This is a genomic window from Prevotella ihumii, assembly GCF_900155655.1.
GTDB classification, from domain to species: Bacteria; Bacteroidota; Bacteroidia; order Bacteroidales; family Bacteroidaceae; genus Prevotella; species Prevotella ihumii.
Genome location: NZ_LT706987.1, coordinates 1,125,711 through 1,144,639 on the forward strand (window position 1 = coordinate 1,125,711; position 18,929 = coordinate 1,144,639).

General features: G+C 38.7%; 15 protein-coding genes and 1 other RNA gene. 6 read left to right on the top strand and 10 right to left on the bottom strand.

What is annotated here, in order from left to right:
• The 5 genes from CZ367_RS05360 to CZ367_RS05380 all read right to left on the bottom strand — a co-directional run bounded on the left by CZ367_RS05360 (window position 1) and on the right by CZ367_RS05380 (window position 6,530).
• Entirely contained in the window at window positions 1–429 is a 429-nt protein-coding gene (locus tag CZ367_RS05360; protein WP_077195933.1) for a hypothetical protein, read from the bottom strand.
• 69 nt (window positions 430–498) lie between these two features.
• An RNA gene (gene rnpB / locus CZ367_RS05365) (RNase P RNA component class A) lies at window positions 499–878 on the bottom strand.
• A gap of 785 nt (window positions 879–1,663) precedes the next feature.
• Entirely contained in the window at window positions 1,664–2,287 is a 624-nt protein-coding gene (locus CZ367_RS05370; protein ID WP_077195934.1) for an AbgT family transporter, read from the bottom strand.
• Entirely contained in the window at window positions 2,277–3,002 is a 726-nt protein-coding gene (locus CZ367_RS05375) for a DUF5932 domain-containing protein (protein WP_077195935.1), read from the bottom strand. The genes CZ367_RS05370 and CZ367_RS05375 overlap by 11 nt, the downstream gene beginning before the upstream one ends.
• 15 nt (window positions 3,003–3,017) lie before the next feature.
• Window positions 3,018–6,530: a sensor histidine kinase gene (locus tag CZ367_RS05380; RefSeq protein WP_237581552.1), complete on the bottom strand. Its 3,513-nt coding sequence runs from the start codon at window positions 6,528–6,530 to the stop codon at window positions 3,018–3,020.
• Window positions 6,531–6,732: 202 nt separating this feature from the next.
• On the opposite strand from CZ367_RS05380, the gene CZ367_RS05385 reads away from it, so the two are divergent.
• Together CZ367_RS05385 and CZ367_RS05390 are read left to right on the top strand one after the other, a co-directional pair.
• Window positions 6,733–7,797 carry a LacI family DNA-binding transcriptional regulator gene (locus tag CZ367_RS05385; protein ID WP_077195936.1) on the top strand — a complete coding sequence of 355 codons (1,065 nt, stop codon included), beginning with the start codon at window positions 6,733–6,735 and terminating at the stop codon, window positions 7,795–7,797.
• An 89-nt stretch (window positions 7,798–7,886) separates the two neighbouring features.
• Window positions 7,887–8,705 carry a hypothetical protein gene (locus CZ367_RS05390; protein WP_077195937.1) on the top strand — a complete coding sequence of 273 codons (819 nt, stop codon included), beginning with the start codon at window positions 7,887–7,889 and terminating at the stop codon, window positions 8,703–8,705.
• 105 nt (window positions 8,706–8,810) lie between these two features.
• On the opposite strand, the gene CZ367_RS05395 is transcribed toward CZ367_RS05390, so the two are convergent.
• From CZ367_RS05395 to CZ367_RS05405, 3 genes are all read right to left on the bottom strand, one after another.
• Window positions 8,811–9,581, bottom strand: coding sequence for a hypothetical protein (locus tag CZ367_RS05395; RefSeq protein ID WP_144005941.1), 771 nt, complete (start codon window positions 9,579–9,581; stop codon window positions 8,811–8,813).
• Between the two features lie 65 nt (window positions 9,582–9,646).
• Complete coding sequence (locus CZ367_RS05400) at window positions 9,647–10,231, bottom strand: LemA family protein (protein ID WP_077195939.1); 585 nt, start codon at window positions 10,229–10,231, stop codon at window positions 9,647–9,649.
• Window positions 10,232–10,282: 51 nt separating this feature from the next.
• Window positions 10,283–11,062 (bottom strand): TPM domain-containing protein, encoded by a 780-nt coding sequence (locus tag CZ367_RS05405; protein WP_077195940.1) that lies wholly within the window; start codon window positions 11,060–11,062, stop codon window positions 10,283–10,285.
• Between the two features lie 649 nt (window positions 11,063–11,711).
• Here CZ367_RS05405 and prmA point away from each other — a divergent pair.
• The gene (gene prmA, locus CZ367_RS05415; protein WP_077195942.1) at window positions 11,712–12,584 is read left to right on the top strand and encodes a 50S ribosomal protein L11 methyltransferase; all 873 of its coding nucleotides are present in this window, start codon (window positions 11,712–11,714) and stop codon (window positions 12,582–12,584) included.
• On the opposite strand, the gene CZ367_RS05420 is transcribed toward prmA, so the two are convergent.
• Window positions 12,508–13,383 (bottom strand): glycoside hydrolase family 25 protein, encoded by an 876-nt coding sequence (locus tag CZ367_RS05420; RefSeq protein ID WP_077195943.1) that lies wholly within the window; start codon window positions 13,381–13,383, stop codon window positions 12,508–12,510. The two genes, prmA and CZ367_RS05420, sit on opposite strands and share 77 nt — an antisense overlap.
• A gap of 52 nt (window positions 13,384–13,435) precedes the next feature.
• Window positions 13,436–15,094, bottom strand: coding sequence for a diphosphate--fructose-6-phosphate 1-phosphotransferase (locus CZ367_RS05425; protein ID WP_077195944.1), 1,659 nt, complete (start codon window positions 15,092–15,094; stop codon window positions 13,436–13,438).
• Between the two features lie 208 nt (window positions 15,095–15,302).
• Here CZ367_RS05425 and CZ367_RS05430 point away from each other — a divergent pair, with 208 nt between their 5' ends.
• The 3 genes from CZ367_RS05430 (at window position 15,303) to CZ367_RS05440 (ending at window position 18,721) form a co-directional block, all read left to right on the top strand.
• Window positions 15,303–15,575: a hypothetical protein gene (locus CZ367_RS05430; RefSeq protein WP_077195945.1), complete on the top strand. Its 273-nt coding sequence runs from the start codon at window positions 15,303–15,305 to the stop codon at window positions 15,573–15,575.
• A gap of 3 nt (window positions 15,576–15,578) precedes the next feature.
• Window positions 15,579–16,139, top strand: coding sequence for a 1-acyl-sn-glycerol-3-phosphate acyltransferase (locus tag CZ367_RS05435; RefSeq protein WP_077195946.1), 561 nt, complete (start codon window positions 15,579–15,581; stop codon window positions 16,137–16,139).
• 293 nt (window positions 16,140–16,432) lie between these two features.
• Complete coding sequence (locus CZ367_RS05440) at window positions 16,433–18,721, top strand: golvesin C-terminal-like domain-containing protein (RefSeq protein ID WP_449421165.1); 2,289 nt, start codon at window positions 16,433–16,435, stop codon at window positions 18,719–18,721.
• Window positions 18,722–18,929: the final 208 nt, after the last annotated feature.

Genomic DNA, 18,929 nt, shown 5'->3' on the forward strand with positions numbered 1-18,929 from the left:
TTAATTAATATAAGCCTTTACTTTTTCTACGTAGGCTTGTGCTTCGGGATAGGTTTTATTTACTGATTTTATTTTCGATTTCACCATTATTTTCATTGCTACACGATAAATAAAAAATAGTACCAATCCTATGCTTACACCGAAAATCACCTCTTTATATCCTGTATAAGGCAAGCTTTTTTCGGGAAAAGCCGACATAAAAAGCAAAGGCAAACACATTAAAAATCCAGCAATGGTGTATTGTGTACGTTCTGTACCTTCGCTATCTAATGCTGCTTGATACTCAAAAAGATAGTCTGAAAGTATTTCTTCTGTAAGCGTATTACCCATTTGAGGAAAATTAGGTTCGTTTTTATGGTTCTTTATTTTATTTTCTATTTGTTGCTGAAAATCGTCTAATACAGTTCGATAAGTATAAGTTCCTTTCATTTTGTATATTGCTTTAATAGATTAGCAAACTCGTTTCCCTCCCATTATAGGGAGAGAAAGAGTTGTGCATCAAGTAGTATTTCTATAAGCCGGGTTCTGTTTCTTTCTCATCTTTCGATAATAGAAAGACGTCTGCCATTTATCTTTCTGACGGGTCACCCCATTCAGTTTAGCGTTCTACCCTCCATTGTGCAAAATGCTTGGGCGAGCTACCCTCAAACAATGGTATACATGAACTTGCAGCTCCTGAACGGTACAGCCAAGCTGTCGCCAACTTGCTGGTGGTCTCTTACATCACCTTCTCATCCTTACTCTACAAGAGAGCGGTTATTTTCTTCTACCTTCATCTACTGTTGCCAATAGCTTCCATTTTCAGAAGCAGGACGCTCTGTGCTGCCCGGACTTTCCTCTCGTGTCTTAAAACACCAGCGGCAGAACCGAAATGCTACCTATATAGTACTTAGATATTGCTGTATAACTATTGATTGCATATTCGTTGCAAACGAAAATTATTATGTGCTATTGAGCTTGCGTATAAGTAAAACTCTATATTTTCCGAATGCAGCTATATCTTATGCAAAGATAAACGAAATTAATCAATTATTCAAATAATCTTTCTATTTTTAATTCTCAATAACATCTTAGCAACTACCAAAGTGCACCTATCACATTCTAACGACAATTGAAGGTAAAACGGAAAAGCGAAATATAGACCAATCCGGAAAGGTTGTCATACTGCAAAAAAGATAAAATATAACATATTGAATATCAGATATTTATAAAATGCTCTGCAAAAGTTTAACTTTGAGCCCCTAATACATATATGTTTGAGGTGGTCAAAGTTGAACTTTGGGACTCCCATACATATATGTTTTACTTTTAAAACGTTGATATTTTATAGCATTAGCATCGTATGGTTAAAAATAGAACAATATTAACCCAAATCAGTCATTAGCCCGCAAAGGCTTTTTAAAGCGTTTAGATGTTATGCTTTTCTTCGTCTTTGCACCTTATTTTGGCTCTTTTCGTTTGTTTTTTCAGTTGTTTAGCTCGCTAAACGTCTTCAAAAACAACCCAAAATAGCTCAAAATAAGCTCGCAAATCTCAAAGAAGTCTAACGACCGATTTGGGTTAATGGGAGCATAAATTATAAAGTTGTAGCCTATTTTTAGGTAATAAGCGTATAGCAATGTATAACTATAGCATCTTAAAAAGAGGTAAAAGATGCGTAAGATTAGAATAAATCGAAAATAAAAGCAACAGATTTAACTAATTCTACAATGATAAGATAAAAAGGGAAAAACTTACCAAAAAGCCCAAACCCATTTGCAAAAGCATTGTAAATATCTTGTAGATTTTTAAAGATACCACACGCTGCACCATACGAAACTGATGTTACGGCAAAAATAAAACAAATGGAAGGCACTAATCCTTCGGTTAATGCACTTGGGAAAAAGCTGCCCGTAACACTCAACAAAACAGGTTGAGGAAGACAAGTAAGAAGTATGAAACAAGCAATGTACAAGATAAATTCCACCAATACGGTGCGAATAGCTACTCGCTCACGATAACGAAGATGTTGAAGTGGGTGGCGATGATGGAGAAGGCTGGAAATTAAGGTGTAAAGACCACTCGACTTGAATACTCCTGCTGTTGTAAAAAACAAGAGCATCCAAATCAAGAAGTCGGTTTTAAGATTGGCTACAAATTCGCCTACAAACCAACGAAACCCTTCACCACTTAGTAAAGAACGCACGCTAACTTCAGGAAAGGCAGCTGTAACCAACCACGAGCCTAAGAAAAGCAGTAGCTGAAAACCTATCAATATTAGCGCAATAATTCCATACTTATTCTTCATCTGAATGGAGGTTGTCAATATCAATAATTCTTAATTCTAATGCACGCACTACAAGTCGTGTGGCGTTGATATTCATTCCACCTCTGCTTTCGCCAAAAAGCTTTTGTACCAATTCGTTTTGACGTTTCTCAAGGCTTTTTACTCCAAAAGGCATACCACGCAAATTGGTAATTTGTTCCTTGGTATAGCCTAATGCCAAGTGACGAAGGAAGCGTTCGTCATACTCGTCTATCTCATAATTTATCATTGCTTCTTGGTGCATTAATCGGCTATTGACGCTCTGCTTAAATCGTGAAACTATTTTTTCAAGAATAGGTTGATTGAACACCAATTGCTTACCAGCCATAACACTTGCTACATCGCCTCGTGTGAGCAGCTCGCCACTCTTCAGACAGATGCCGTCAGCTCCTGCATCGAGCACATCAACCCATAGTTTTTCGTTGATGATTTCGCCTGTAAATATAAGTACTTTTAATGCAGGATACATTTCCTTAGTTTGGCGACATATCTCTACTCCGATAGTGGTAGAACCTCCAAGACCAAGGTCGAGCAGAACCAAATCGGGCAATTCGTTTTTAATAAGTTTCCAATACGCAATTTCGTTTTCGGCAGTTCCTATAACCTTTGCTTCAGGTATTTCGTTGCGGAAAATTCCTTCAGTTCCTTTCAGTTCTAAAGGTACGTCTTCTACGATTATAACTTTAAATTTTTCCATAATATAGCTATTCTTCTATTTCGTTCTTGTTAATATTATCTCAATGTGCACCTTTCCATCGTTGCTAATAGCAGTAACGCCACATCTGTGATGGTTGGTTGCATCGGCATTTTCACGCACTATTTGTCGGCAAATGAGGTACGGAATATGTTCTACACTTGGCGAGAAGAGCATCAAACATTCCTCATCGGTAAGCCTTAATGATGGCATTGGGATTTTGAAAAGCAAATATTCGTTGGCAATCGGTTCGATGTGTATCAATGAGTTTTCGTTCCCACTCAACTTGTGTATTATTTCAAAAAGATAAATCAGCAAATCTTCATCTCCCAAGATAGTATAATTTGCCATTTCGGGGCTTTCCGTCTGTATGTGTCGGCTCAAAATATTTTTCACGCTAACGGGTTGACAAATGGGCTTTATAGAGCTGAGATGGCGTGTAGCTTGCATACTCAGAATAGTATAAAGCTCTTTGTAATAAGTAGCAAGTTCGTCAATGGATTGCAGTTCTTGGTCTTTCCCACTCACAAGTTGACTGATGCGTGAGGGATAATACATTGTTTCGTGCTTCAATGTAGAAAGACAGTTGTCCAAAATATTATTGCTGATGTGCAATTTATTATCCTCAAAATCCATTTTTCTCAACTCATCTTCTGCCAATTCTATATTGGTTTTACTCAATTCACGACTTTCTATCGACTGCTGCAAAGCCTGTTGTATCTTTGTAGCAATATCTTTTAATTCTTCAGGAAACTTGTCTGAAAGAATTTCGTTGATGGCAGTTTTTTTAATAGTAGGTGCATCCGAGCTAAGCAATATCTCGTTCATTTGTTTCACACGCTCCATATAGAACTGGAAGTAGAACCTATGGCGGTAATACATAAAATAATAGAGCGGAAAAATGGAAAGCAAGAGCACAATAAGCAGAATGACAGCCACACTCTTATTAGACTCTGAACGTTGCATCATTCTACAATATTCTCCTAAAGTTTTGTCTGCCGAGTTTTCTTTAAAGAGCAGTGTGTACACATTATTATTATATTTGTACAACTCCCAATCGTGTAAGGCAAGAGCAGCTACCGCACTTTCGTTTCGTATGTCAAGTATAATGCTGTAATTGGTTGGGAAATTATCGTGCAACCACTGCAATTCCGCAGGTATAGCTGTCAGTTCGCCTGTTCGCTTCATTAGATAACGACCATTCGGACGCAGTTGCAAATAATATTGATTGAGGTAGTAACGGCACGTATCTGCAAAAGAAAGCGTTTTTTCATAGTTGCCTTTAATATTGCTATAGTAAGCCGAATCGGCATATATATTAGCCAAATCGAGATATTGTAAGCGGTGATTGGTAGCTTGTGTAGCAGACCTTGGCAAGGTGGATGATTTTGCATTGGCTACTGTAATAAAGCCATTGCAGATAACAAATAAAAGAATGAGAATACGGGTAATGCCCTTGGGCAAACGGAAAAAGAAACGACTACCCTTCCCCACTTGGCTTTCAGCTTTCAAACAACAAACCGAAAACAAGTTACTTGTCTTCTTGTACTTGTTAATGATACCTTGACAATTCATCAAACCAAAACCGTGCGATTCTGAATTTTTATAATCTACAATGGCTTTATGCTCGAATATGTGTGCCAAATCGGCCTCGGCAATTCCTTTTCCCGTATCTTCTACCGATATTTCTACATAGTTGGGCTCTTCTTTCGCCACGATAGTAACTTTTCCGCCTGCATCTGTAAATTTTCGTGCATTATCTGCTAAGGTGTTCAACATAAAGAGTGTAAGCACCTTATCAGCCTTCACAACTGCAGAAGTTGGTTTTATATCCAATTCTATTTCCTTGAGTAGAAAGCTGGTCTTGCTCTTTATTACGACATCAAAGATATTTTGCAACGGGAAACTTTCTATATACATTGACAAAGCACCTTGATGAAGCTGTATCCATTGGGTCAAAACATCATTATAATCATTTATCTTAGATGTTAATTCTGAAATATAGAGGTAGCGTTCATCTCTCAATTGAGCAGCCTCGGTAGTGCTTTTCAATCGAGTAATTTCGTGAAGCATACGGTCAATAAAAGGTGTTATCGTACTGACAAGGAATAGCTTAGCACGCTTCTCTATGTTGCGTTTCTTGTTTTTCGAAACGTTTGCCTTTGAAATATAGTATTCTTCTTGTATCTCTTCACATTTTTCTTCCATCAACTGCAAATCGTTTGCATTACGTTCACGCCATTCTTCAAGTGGCTGTAGCAGTTTCTCTAACGAATTTTCATTACTTTTGCGACGACGAAGATAGTGAAAAAATAACAGCAGACACAGTACGAAAGCTATCATTAATACCACCTCAACTATCATAATGTTAAGTTGTCGAGATGTAGCCTCTAACTGTCCAGCATGCGATTCAAGATACCTATCTTGACGTGTGCGCTCCTGTAAGTCAAGATAGATATTACGATTATAATCGCTGCTGTGCTTATCGTTTACCGCAGAATAAAATACACTAAGCTGTTCTCTAATAGAAGCTATCAAGTCGGGGGCTTGTTGGATAGACTTGTTTTCTGCCAATGTGTTTTCTAAACAAGCTATTGCAGAGTTATAATCTGCTATTTGCCAATAACACGACGCCAATGTACGATACGAACTGGCTATCTGATAAACATCACCATACGAACGAAACAAATCGGTAGCTCGTTGCGCAAGATTACCAGCTAAAAGGCTGTCGGGCATTTCGTCAACATTGATATACTTGATGGTTGGCAAATTGTCTTTAATGAGTTTATCTCTACTCTGCGGAGTAATAAGGTGTTCGCTCAATGCTTGCAGTGAGTTGGCCTCCCAGTAGTCGTAGTGCAACTGTCGAGCCATAATATAGCATCGTGCAAGATAATCGAACTCTTGTTGATAGACGTCGTCTTGATGTTCTTTAATAGGAATTCCGCCTGCTCCAACGTTATACAAATAGCTCAAATATTGGGCTGTATCGCCTTGAAGAAGCACTTCTGGATTGATACTCTCTATGGCTTTGTGCGATGATTCGCCCAATCCTACATAATAATAGTACACTGAAGTAACGATGCTAAATTCAGATTTGGCATACAATAAACGCTTTGCTTGGTGTTCAGAAAGTCTTTCCTCTTCCTCGTGAATACGACGTTGATGTCGTAAAGCCAACTCATAGTAATCGTAAAACTCTTTGTTATTAGATTTACGTTGGCATAGTCGCATAAGCTGAACATCAGCTATCATTAGCTCCACTTGGTTATTGGTTATGCTCAAAATCTTATTTAGCTTCTTCGCAGCACCAGGATAATCCATTTTAACAATATCGACAAACGCCAAATTGTTCAATGCTTCTGCTGCTCCTGCATCATAGCCACGCGATAATGCTAATGCTTTTTTAGCGTATGCATACGTAGAATCAATATTCTTAAAATGATAAAAGTAAGCCTTGGCATTAAGTCTATCCACCTTATCCGTGTCTACGTGCGAACAAGCAGACAAGATTGATATGATTAAGAACAAAAAAATTGCTCTTAAAGATATTCGCTTATTATGATAATTCGGGCCTATGATACTCCAATAAATTTGATACAAAAATACAAAACTATTCTGAATTATGCGCTATGAGTACATATTTTAATTTTGTTTGCTCTAAAAAGTAGAGAAAAGTGGTATAGCTTTTCAACTTTTTTTATTATTTTTGCAACTAACAACCTTATACAGAATGGTAGAAAAAATTAGAATTAAGGATATAGCACTCAAAGCTGGAGTAAGTGTAGGCACGGTAGACCGCGTACTGCACAAACGACCTAATGTATCGAAAGAAGCATTAGAAAAAGTAGAAAAGGTGCTCAAAGAGATAAACTATCAGCCAAATGCAATAGCCAGTGCATTAGCTTATAACAAAAGATATAAATTCTTTTGCTTACTTCCCAAGCACTCAAGCGAAGCTTATTGGGAAGAGATTGAAGTGGGAGCTATCAACGCTGTGGAATACAGACGCGACTTTCACATTGACATCGAGATAATGTATTACAGCCGATTGCACCCCGAATCGTTTGTAGAAACTTACGAATCGTGCTTAGCAGCCAATCCCGATGGTGTTGTTTTGGTACCTACGACATTAGAAATAACAAAGAATTTCACCGACCAACTGCACGAAAGAAATATCCCCTTTGTACTTCTCGACTCGTATATGCCAGACCTTAACCCCCTTTCGTTCTATGGTCAAGACTCTCTGCAAAGTGGGTTGTTTGCAGCAAAGATGCTAATGCTCATAGCAAGAAACGAAAAGCGCATTATGCTAATGAAGCAAACCAACGAAGGAAAGATGCCCAGCAAGCAACAAGAAAATCGTGAGGTGGGCTTCCGACTCTATATGAACGAGCACTTCCCAAGTGTGGAAATCGTTGAAGTAAATCTACCTTTGGACGAAGAAACGAAGCGTTATGATGGTATTTTAGAACGTTTTTTTACCGAAAATCCCGACATTCATCATTGTTTTGCGGTCAACTCTAAAGCGCATATCGTGGGCAAATTCCTCTTGAAAACCAATAGAAGGAATGTTCAGATTATGGGTTACGATATGCTTCACAAGAACGCAGACTGCTTACGCCAAGGCAGTATATCTTTCCTCATTGCACAACACGCTTTCCAACAAGGCTATTCCAGCATTGAAACCTTGTTCCAAGCCATTATCTTAAAGAAGAAAGTGCAACCTGTAAACTATATGTCGATAGAGCTATTATCCAAAGAGAATATGGATTTTTATCATCGCACACGAATATAGTATCAAGCTGATAAACAGGAAATTGCAACACACAGTTCAAGCAAGACAAAGCAAATAAAAATAGTTGCTCAAGCAAGAATATTTAGGTTATGGACATTATACAACGCAACTTCTTCAAACTACTTCGTTCGGGAGCTTTCAATGAGAAGGCTTCCATTGAGATAATGTCAGCTTTCAAATGGCGCAGACTGTTCCAAATTGTTCAAGCACAGAACGTATTAAACATTTTTGTGCGAGGTATAAACAATCATTCTACCGACCTAAATTTGAATTTGCCAGAAGACTTAATAGCTGAAATACAGCAAAAAATAGACGAACAAAAAAATACAACAGCACTTATAGACGAGAAGAACACCTATTTGAGCAATAAGTTTAGGAATAAAAAGTTTCATAAAATTATACATTCCGAACTCCATAGCATCGACACGTCCGTAGAAGCCTTAGACATCTTGAAGCTTGTTGTATTTAATACCAATGCTATGCTCAATTCAGGTATAAGTCTTGAAGGGGTTATAAAACTCGGTCAATACCTCCGAACCAAGGGCGACAAAGTAGACTTCTTAAAATTAGAGGCTTGGCTCGATACGCTCCATTTGCAACGTATGGCTCAGTTGCAAGGCAGTATTCTAATGGCTGTTTTTGGTTTTGAGCAAGATGAAATACCTTTTGTTATTAAAGAAGAGAAGAACGCTAAACAGCTTACAATCAAAACAATATCCAATTTGGTAAAAGATAATGCTGAAGAATGGCACTTCAAACAAGGCTCTACAGGTTTTGTTTATAATAACAACAAGGCACTTCGTAGAAACTTACGTCGAAGTTATCGCTACTTCGATTATGCACCATTAGAAACAACAAGCAACTTTATAAACAACTTTGTCAAAGGTTTATCAGAAATAGAGGAATAAGCCTACAAGCTCAGGGGGGAAAACCTTTGAGAAAATAGAACATACAATAAAAGCTCCTCACTTCATCAGCGAGGAGCTTTTATATTATCCGCTATCTCTCGTAGCTTAGAAACTCAGCATCTTATCATATTGTTCAGCAGTTAAAATCTTTTGCAAAGCAGCGTGATAAGCCTTATATTGTGCATTCTTTTCTTTAAATTCCATACTCTTTTTGATGTCGTTAGCAGCATTTGAATCTATGCCGTATTTTTGTGGCAACATCTTTTCACGAAACTTATGTTCTTTTGTTGTGTCACAATTTTGACACTTCTCATTCTGCTTGTCGCACCCCTTAGCTTCCTTGCAACAGCTCTTACCCTGCTGCTTACCACAACTTCCTTGTTGTTTGTCGCAGCCTTTAGCTTCCTTGCAACAGCCTTTACCCTGCTGCTTACCACAACTTCCTTGTTGTTTGTCACAGCCTTTAGCTTCCTTGCAACAGCCTTTACCCTGCTGCTTACCACAATTGCCTTGTTGCTTTTCGCAGCCCTTGGCGTCCTTGCAGCAATCCTTTGCTACGCCTTGCTTACAATGTCCATTGCCACAACTACCCATTTGCTTCATCTTACCTGCGCAAGAACGGTTCATTGGCAATCCTACAAAGCGAGGGTCTGCAATATACTTAGCATATTTTTTATTCAACTTCAAGAGTTGTTTAGCTTGCTTTTTATTTAGCTTCAAGGCGTTAACAAGTGTTTGAGTAACCACCTCAGGAGTGATTTTCTTCTCTGTCTTAGAACATTGAACACTTACAACAGCCTTGCTTGATGCTGTCGAAGATGTGGGAGCAACTATCATTAGCCCCATCACCAAAAAACTTAAAAATAACTTTTTCATATCTATACCTATTTAATTTATACTGTCCATTATCTCTTTATCTCATTAATCTGAATACATACTACTTAAATATCCAATTCAGGAGCTTTCTCTGCACCTGCTGCAGCTTCAAATTTTGCCATCTTGTCAAAGCCAAACATACCTGCTAACAACGAATTTGGGAAGTGACGAACCGTCTGATTATAGTCTTGTACAGCTTCGTTATACTTCTTTCGTGCTTCGCTAATGCGATTTTCAGTGCCTTCTTCTTGCACCTGCAATGCCTTAAAATTCTCGCTTGCTTTCAGTTCTGGATAAGCCTCTGCCACAGCTATCAATCGTGAGAAAGCCTGTGCCACCTGATTTTGAGCCATTTCGTACTCTTTCATCTTTTCGGGTGTAAGGTTACTTGCGTCCAAATGTATCTGCGTTGCAGCATTTCTTGCCTTTGTCACAGCTTCAAAAGTCTCTTTCTCGTGCTTTGCATAGGCCTTTACAATCTTTGCCAATTGTGGCATCATATCGGCTCTTCGCTGATATTGCGTTTGCACATTGCTCAACGCTGTTGTGGCCATTTCTTGCTTATCTACCATACCATTGTAGCCTGAAAATGCCCAAATGCCAAATACAGCCACAATTCCTAATACTATCCAAAACGTTTTATTCTTCATATCTTTTTACTTTAAATAATTAATAATCACATTCTTAAGTTGACAAACTTTTTACCAACCACCGCCAGCACCTCCACCGCCGAAGCTGCCTCCGCCAAAACTTCCACCAGAGAAGCCTCCACCAAAACCGCTATCATTGATGTGTCCAGGGTTACCCCAGAAGAAAGGTCCAAAGCCCGAACCACCTCGTCGGCCTCCGCCTTTTCCACCATTATTGCCTTTACTAAGCATTATAAATACCCAAAAAGCAATAACAAGTATTATAATAATGAGCCCTCCAAAGTCGTCTACATCTTCACCCTCTCGTTCTACCCCCGTTTTGTCCGTTTTAAATTTTGAATACACAGCCTTAGCCGTTTCAAACATTGCAAGGTCGGTATTGCCCATTCGCATATTTTTAACAATGCAAGCGCGTGCAATATCGTCACATTCTACGTCCGTAAGGTCGCCTTCCAAGCCTTCCCCGGGAGCAATAAAGTAGCGTCTGTCGTCTACAGCTACTACTACAACAAGTCCACGGTCGATTTTCTTATCTCCCACCCCATTCTTATTGCCAATATCTTGTGCCACTCGGAACGCATCGCCATCGGCTACGTGACCTACTATAACAAAAACGGTCTGTATTCCACACTCTTTTTCAAGGCGATGAAGATACATATCTGTAGAGTCGCGTAAGGCTGCCGACATTAGGTTTTCGGGGTCGCAAACGTAACGGCGAGCATCTTGAAGGTGCACCATAGGAATATTATCTGCTGTCCATTCTTCTGCCGAAAGCTGAAGACTATGAACCGCCAATACTAAAAATATCAATATGTTGAATATTCTTTTCATAAATGTTGCGTGCAGATTATACTTCTAAGAAGTTAAAGAAGTTCCGTTTCCAAGGAGTTAAAGGAGTTACGGGGGCAATATTAAGGAACTCGATAAATCGAGCCCCTACACTACACAAGTGCAGCCTATCTTATGCAAAGATAATGCAAACGAGGGCAATACAAGCTTGCTTGAATATTGCAGAGTGCAGCCTATCTTATGCAAAGATAAGAAAAAAAGAATTACCACAATGATAAAAGCAAAAAATCTTATACATAATATAATCAAAAGAAAGCTAAAAATAATGTTGACTAAAACAAACGCATAAACTTATAATATTGAGAAATAAAAAAACAAGAAAACATTGTTCTAAATTTCGCATATCCAATTGGCAATCTTAAAACATCAATCTTTGAAATGCAAAACATATATGTTTGGGCTTGCTAAAGTTCAACTTTGAGCGTGTCATACATATATGTTTTGGGTGGTAAAACATATATGTATTGGAACCGATTTGCAAACAATTGACTTACAACATATTACAGACACACATTTAAGAAATTATCATCGTTTCAAGATTGGCCTATTTGTCGGCTAATAGAAATTCAGAAAATGAGGAGGTAAGTCATATTTTTTATGTACTTTTGCAACACAAAAACGTATTGAAAAGATGAAATATATAGAAATTAAATTCAAACTAACACCCGATACCGACTTAGCGCGCGAACTATTAATAGCAATGGCGGGCGAATGGGGCTGCGACTCGTTTGCCGAAGAAGAAGCGTATGTAACGGGTTATTGCCTTGAAGACTTATTCGAAGAAGAAAATATAAAGCAAGGCATTGATAACTTTATTTTGCCTGATGTAGAAATAAGTTATGAGGCAAAAAAAGCAGAGGACAAAAATTGGAATGAGGAGTGGGAAAAGTCGGGATTTAAACCTATCGTGATAAATAATCGTTGTGTTATTTGCGGCTCAAATGAGGAAAATCCACTTGCCTTATTGTCAGAAAATATAGACACGCCCCCCTTAGTGGTTAGGATAGATCCCAAACAAGCCTTTGGATCAGGAAGTCACGAAACAACCCAAATGATTGTAACCGAATTGTTGAACACCGATTTAACAGACAAGACTGTGTTAGACTGTGGTTGTGGCACAGGAATACTCTCAATTGTAGCTGCAAAATGTGGTTCAAAAAAGGTGTGTGGTTACGACATAGATGAATGGAGTGTAAGAAACGCTATTGAGAACGCTTCATTGAACAATGTAAAACTTGAGATAAAAGAGGGTAACAAGCAGGTAATCAATGCTTTTAATAGTAAGTTTGACATCGTTATAGCAAACATAAATCGTAATATTTTATTGGCTGATATGGATAGGTTTGCAGCAACATTAGCAGCAAAGGGCACACTCATTCTTAGTGGTTTTTACAAAGAAGATGTAGAATTATTGGAAGAAAAAGCAGCTACTCTACAACTTGAAAAGTGTCGACTTGTAGAGAATCAACAATGGTGCTGTCTGGTATTTCAACGGACTCAATAACTTCAGGAATAAGCATTTGTGAGAGCTTAAAATAAGAACCATTAAAGATGTTTAAGTCTACATAGCCTTTCACACCTGGCAGTTTACCCGCATCGGTATGCTGCCAAAATGCCCAATCGCCCGTATATTCCATCTTGTCAACATAGTAGTGGGCTATCCAATAAGGATAGTCGTCGAAGCGTGAGTCGGAAAGATATTGATCCTTAAATTTATAATAGGTGTAAATGATAGGCTTCACGTGGTAGTGGTCTTCTACAATATGAAGCCACGTTAACACATTCTGTTGAAATTCTTCGGTAGAAATATCCTTTGGTTTAGTTTCCACATCAAGCACGGGAGGAAGGTCGCCAGGTTCTAAATTTGCCATAGCAAGAAAGAAGTAAGCTTGTCGGCGAGCCGAAGAACTATTGCTCAAAAAATGATACACTCCACGCAAGAAACCCCATTCCTTGGCATTAAAAAAGTTGGGACGAAACATTGGGTCGACGTGGCTATCGCCTTCGGTAGCTTTCATAAAGACAAATCGAATGGGCGATTGTTGTACCATAGCATTCTTTAGTCGCGCCCAATTCACATTGCCTTGGTAGTGACTAATGTCAATGCCGTGAATTTCATAACCTTTGGGATAGTCAGGGTCGCCATAAATGGCACGCCATCTGAACCCCGAAGGTGCTACTAAAAAAATATAGAAACAAAAACAATACAAAAAAGCAATGGATACTCCTCCTATCCACCATACCCACGAAGGAGTATGATGAATGTTGGTTCGCAAGCGATTTAACCACGAGGGAGTGCCCATTGCTTATTATTTTATTAAAGGTTTTATTATCTGTTCATTGCGCTAAGAGCATTTAGAAAACACTAACCTCTGCGCCTTGCTCGTAAGCCAGCGTGCGTGTAGTTTGGTCGCATACCTCTGAAGGTCCCCAATACTGCACTGGTCCTGGGTAGATATAGCTGGTTTCTTTTGCCCACTTGTCGCGCATAGCAGCGAAAGCCTTGAAAGGTTCGCCCTCCAAATCTACCAATGCTTTGCGAATAACAGGCTTCAATTCGCCATTTCTACGCTCCATATTCATCATCATCGTGATAGGTACACCACCTGCACGCCATTCGCTTGGGTGAGCCGTGGTATTCTTCACAATTGCCATATAGCCTGTTTTGCCGTTAGCAATCAATTGCACAGCCGATGTACCCAACGAGTAGCAGTAGTCGGCATCAAAGTTGGAAGGGGCAGCACATCTACCTTCATAACCAAGGAAGTGATGAAGAGCAGCAAATTTGCCATCGTATTTTCTTTCTTTAGCCCACTTATTCAGCTTCATTTCTACCATATCCGAAATAAGTTTTTCGGTCTCTATAAGCGATACTTGTACATTTCCGTGAGGGTCGCGTTCAAGCGAAAGTTGACGAGCTACACCTTCAGGAAGTGTCTCGAATGTAGCCTTGTTGGCTTCGCTCAAATGGTTGATGATGTATGCACGCTGTGTCTCTTCGTCTAAGTCTTTGTACTCGTGTCCGTGCTCTGCAAGAAGGTCGTTGAGTTCTTGTATCAATCTACCGATGGCAGGTATAAATTCGATAAGTCCTTCAGGAATAAGCACTACGCCATAGTTGCGACCGTCTTTTGCTCGACGTGCCACTACGTTTGCAATATCCTCAATGATGTCATTCAAAGTCAAGTCCTTGGCTTCAATTTCTTCTGATATTAAGCAAATGTTAGGTTGGGTTTGTAAAGCACATTCCAAAGCGATATGCGATGCAGAACGTCCCATCAACTTGACAAAATGCCAATATTTGCGAGCCGAATTACAGTCGCGAGCAATGTTTCCGATAAGTTCTGAATAGGTTTTTGTAGCGGTATCGAAACCAAAAGAGGTTTCTATTTGGTCGTTTTTCAAGTCTCCATCAATGGTTTTTGGACAACCTATGACTTGCACGCCATACTTTTTAGCAGCATAATATTCTGCCAAAACACACGCATTTGTGTTAGAATCGTCGCCGCCAATGATAACTAAAGCATTAATATCAAGCTCTCGAATAATTTCAAGACCTTTCTCAAATTGGTCTACTTCCTCAAGTTTTGTTCGTCCAGAGCCTATGAGGTCGAAACCACCCGTATTGCGGTATTTATTGATAAGGTGGTCTGTTATTTCAATATAATTATGGTCTACCAAGCCACCAGGTCCCATCAAGAAACCAAAGAGTCTATTTTCAGGATTTAATTTCTTAACTGCATCAAACAAACCTGATATAACGTTGTGTCCGCCAGGTGCTTGTCCGCCTGAAAGAATTACACCTACATTAATGCTAAGCGATTTTGTGTCCTCGGCAGGAACAAATTCTATAAGCGGCATACCATAAGTGTTTGGAAATAATTTTTTTATTTCTTCGTGGTTATCAACACTTTGTGTTGGTTCTCCTTCTTTAATTTTTACTGCACCCTGAAGAGCCTTTGGTAACTTAGGCTGATAGCTTGCACGTTCTTTTTGCAAAGCACTCGTTTCCATAATCTTTATACCTTAAATTTTAATCAAATTATTTATAACAATCTTATTATCACTATGCAAATATACGTTTTTTATATCGTAATTAGAAAAAAATATTCTTAAAATAAGGCTTAAACACTATTTTTCTTGATGTATTCTTGCTTTTTGTGTTTTTATTTATTATCTTTGACCTATAAATCTACAAGAAACATTTTAAAAAGAAAACTCTATGAGCAACAAAAGAGATTTAAAACGTACGATTAATTATATATGTAGCGACTTGTTTGCTGAAACAATCGCAGTTTCACTCTATGGTAATAGCAAAAACCAAGAGACAATTGAAGCCATCTTGACTTCGATTGTTGTAATGCGAAGCAACTATATCAGCAGAGTTTCACATATAGAGCCTGGAATGAAGTCGGCAACTTATTTCAAAGACTTAAAGCATAAATTGAACGAAGAAGTTAACGAAATAATAGACCAAATCTCCAACTTAGAATAAATTATGGTGAAACGTTTTGCAGTTTGGCTATTATATAAGGTAATGGGATGGACTAAAGATGTAAAAGTAGACTTCCCCAATAAATGTATAATTTGCCTTGCTCCACATACCAGCAATTGGGACTTCTTTATCGGGCAATTATATGGAAAGGCTGAAAACCTAAAGAGTAACTTTCTTATGAAGAAAGAATGGTTTTTTTGGCCTTTAGGTTCGATGTTCAAAAAAATGGGTGGAATACCTGTTTACCGCAGCAAACATAATAGTATGACCGATGTTTTAGCCGAACACGCTAAAAATGCAAGTTCTTTTCAGTTGTGTATAACACCTGAAGGAACACGCTCGCTAAACCCTGAATGGAAAAAAGGATTTTACTACATTGCACAAAAGGCTGAAGTCCCTATCCTCTTGTATGGATTAGACTACGAGAAAAAGCAAATAGTATGTAGAAAGATTATCCATCCAGGTGGTGATGTTGACAAGGATATGATTGAAATAAAACAGTATTTCAAAGACTTTAAAGGGAAGCATCCAGAAAAGTTTACGATAGGAAAGATTGAAGAATGACAAAAAAAATATGGACTTTTCTCTTAGCAAGCATCATTGTTGGCAACACGAGCGCACAAAAGAATAACTACTCGTGGGGAAAAGCAGAATATAAAGGAAAGGTGTGGGTGGAGAATACATCACGCCCCAATACTATATCAAACGGACTAAATGGTAGGCACTTATCTATTTGGGCATCGCACGGAAGATTTTATGACATTAATAAAGGAACGTGGAGATGGCAGCGACCAAACTTGTTTGGAACTACCGAAGATTTATTCACACAAACGATAGTTATACCCTACTTGTTTCCAATGTTGGAAAACGCAGGGGCTGTAGTGGTTTCACCACGAGAAAGAGATTGGCAAAAGAATGAAGTAATTGTCGATAATGATAATGCTAAAACATATTATAAAGAAACAAACGATAAGAAAAAATGGGAAAAAGCTGATGCGATAGGCTTTGCTTATCATAACGGCAACTATCAAGATGGTGAAAACCCATTCTCTGCAGGTACTACTCGAAAAATTAAAAGCAGAAAAAAAAGAAGCCGACTGAGTTTCATTTCTTATCAACCTGTTATACTTGAAGATGGTTCGTATGCAGTATATGTAAGCTATCCAACCGTGAAAAAGAGCGTAGACGATGCTGAATACATCGTCTTTCATAAAGGACAAGAAACACATTTTAGGGTAAATCAACAAATGGGAGGTGGAACTTGGGTTTACTTAGGTACATTTGAGTTCGACCGTGGGTGTAACATCTTCAACCGTGTAATCTTAACCAATCATAGCAAAAAGAAAGGTTTTGTTACCGCAGATGCTGTGCGTTTTGGCGGAGGAATGGGAAACATTGTGCGAGGCGGACGCAATAGTGGATTGCCAAGAACGCTTGAAGGCGCACGATACTATACGCAATGGGCTGGTGCACCTACAGAGGTGGTAAGCAAAAGCAATGGCACTAACGACTATAACGACGACATCAATACGCGCTCGCTCTATACCAATTGGCTTGCAGGTGGATCGTCTTACATTCCAAATAAAGATGGTAAGCGTGTACCTATCGAGCTTTCGATTGGTGTACATAGCGATGCTGGAGTAAAAAATGATGATTCCATAGTGGGAACATTGACTATTTGCACCACACAAAATGGAAATCCAACGCTCGGAACAGGACTTCCACGCTCGGTCTCATACACTTTTGCAAGTCAAATTTTGGCAAATGTGAAGCGAGACATCGAAAATACATTCAGAAAAGAATGGAATACGCGTGGTGTAAAAGACGCTAATTATAGCGAAACACGACTTCCTGAAGTGCCATCTGCCATTATAGAAACGCTTTCGCATCAAAACTTTGGCGATTTAAGATTAGCGCAAGACCCTAATTTCAAGTTTACGCTCGCTCGTTCTATCTATAAAAGTGTTTTACGCTTTACAGCTTTGATGCACAAGACATCATACTGTGTACAGCCATTAGCACCCAACAACTTTAGAATAGAATACATCTCAAAGGATAAAATACGATTAAAATGGAATGCTGTAAACGACCCATTAGAGTCCACAGCTAAACCTTCATCGTACAATGTATATATGGCGACGGGCACAAGTGGCTTTGACAATGGCACAAACGTGTCAAGCAACAAGTTTGAAATTACGTTAGAACCTAATGTTATTTACAATTTCAAAATTACAGCTTGCAACAGTGGTGGAGAAAGTTTCCCTACTGAAGTACTCTCAGCATATCGCAGCGAAGGCGCAAAACAAACCCTTCTTATCGCAAATGGCTTCCACCGCCTTACCTCACCTGAGATTATCAACAATATAAGTGAGCAAGGTTTCAATCTTGAGGCTGACCCAGGGATTAGCTATGGTGCAACTGCTGGTTGGTGTGGTAGACAGAGTAACTTTGATAAAACACAAGCGGGCAAAGAAGGACCTACAGCTTTGGGGTATTCGGGCGATGAATTGATAGGTAAATTTATAGCAGGAAACAACTTCAACTACGTAACAACACACGCTGAAGCATTAATTTCGTCAGGTAGATATAATGTTGTAAGCTGCTCAAGTGAAGCTATTGAAAATTCGCTCATCGACCTATCAAAGTATGCAATGGTAGACTTGGCACTTGGATTAGAGAAGAATGATGGCAGAAGTCTTGTTTATTACAAAGCTTTACGCCCACAAATGCAAAATAAACTTGCATCTTATCTTCGCAAAAATGGACGTCTTCTCATCTCAGGAGCCTACGTCGCATCTGATATGAACACAGAACAAGAACGTCAATGGCTATCAACCAACCTTAAAATAAAAGGTTTGGGAAGCAATCAAAACAACTATAGCTCGGTAATAACAGGCTTAGGGCTAAATTTTGATGTATATCGCACCATTAACGAACAACATTATGGAGCTTATTCACCTGATATGATACATCCTGTAGGTAGTGCTTTCAGTGCTATGACATACAGCGATAAATCGTGTGCTGCCGTGGCATACAAAGGTACAGACAATAGAACATTTACAATGGCTATACCTTTTGAATGTATAAAAGACAAGGCTTTGCAAAAGAAAATTATGAGGGGTATAGTATCATTCTTGCTCAAATAAGTCCAAAAGTTGTGAATATTACATTACAGAAATAGAAATACCTTAATTCCGCAGTATTTTTTCTTGTGAGAAAATTTTATATGTTGAGATGTCTTTTTGGGGCTCTATATGTTGATATGAGGTGCTTCGGTGTTTTTGGGGTCTTTTCTAAGCATAAAATCCCCCACCCAAACCAATGGGGAAGTATGAAAAACCACAAAAAATGATG

Excerpts from the sequence above, each read along its gene's own strand:
- CZ367_RS05400 (WP_077195939.1), bottom strand. The coding sequence starts at position 10,231 with ATGAAGAATAAAACGTTTTGGATAGTATTAGGAATTGTGGCTGTATTT.
- CZ367_RS05420 (WP_077195943.1), bottom strand. The coding sequence starts at position 13,383 with ATGGGCACTCCCTCGTGGTTAAATCGCTTGCGAACCAACATTCATCAT.
- CZ367_RS05375 (WP_077195935.1), bottom strand. The coding sequence starts at position 3,002 with ATGGAAAAATTTAAAGTTATAATCGTAGAAGACGTACCTTTAGAACTG.
- prmA (WP_077195942.1), top strand. The coding sequence starts at position 11,712 with ATGAAATATATAGAAATTAAATTCAAACTAACACCCGATACCGACTTA.
- CZ367_RS05440 (WP_449421165.1), top strand. The coding sequence starts at position 16,433 with ATGTTGGAAAACGCAGGGGCTGTAGTGGTTTCACCACGAGAAAGAGAT.
- CZ367_RS05360 (WP_077195933.1), bottom strand. The coding sequence starts at position 429 with ATGAAAGGAACTTATACTTATCGAACTGTATTAGACGATTTTCAGCAA.
- CZ367_RS05425 (WP_077195944.1), bottom strand. The coding sequence starts at position 15,094 with ATGGAAACGAGTGCTTTGCAAAAAGAACGTGCAAGCTATCAGCCTAAG.
- CZ367_RS05435 (WP_077195946.1), top strand. The coding sequence starts at position 15,579 with ATGGTGAAACGTTTTGCAGTTTGGCTATTATATAAGGTAATGGGATGG.
- CZ367_RS05390 (WP_077195937.1), top strand. The coding sequence starts at position 7,887 with ATGGACATTATACAACGCAACTTCTTCAAACTACTTCGTTCGGGAGCT.
- CZ367_RS05385 (WP_077195936.1), top strand. The coding sequence starts at position 6,733 with ATGGTAGAAAAAATTAGAATTAAGGATATAGCACTCAAAGCTGGAGTA.
- CZ367_RS05405 (WP_077195940.1), bottom strand. The coding sequence starts at position 11,062 with ATGAAAAGAATATTCAACATATTGATATTTTTAGTATTGGCGGTTCAT.
- CZ367_RS05430 (WP_077195945.1), top strand. The coding sequence starts at position 15,303 with ATGAGCAACAAAAGAGATTTAAAACGTACGATTAATTATATATGTAGC.
- CZ367_RS05395 (WP_144005941.1), bottom strand. The coding sequence starts at position 9,581 with ATGAAAAAGTTATTTTTAAGTTTTTTGGTGATGGGGCTAATGATAGTT.
- CZ367_RS05370 (WP_077195934.1), bottom strand. The coding sequence starts at position 2,287 with ATGAAGAATAAGTATGGAATTATTGCGCTAATATTGATAGGTTTTCAG.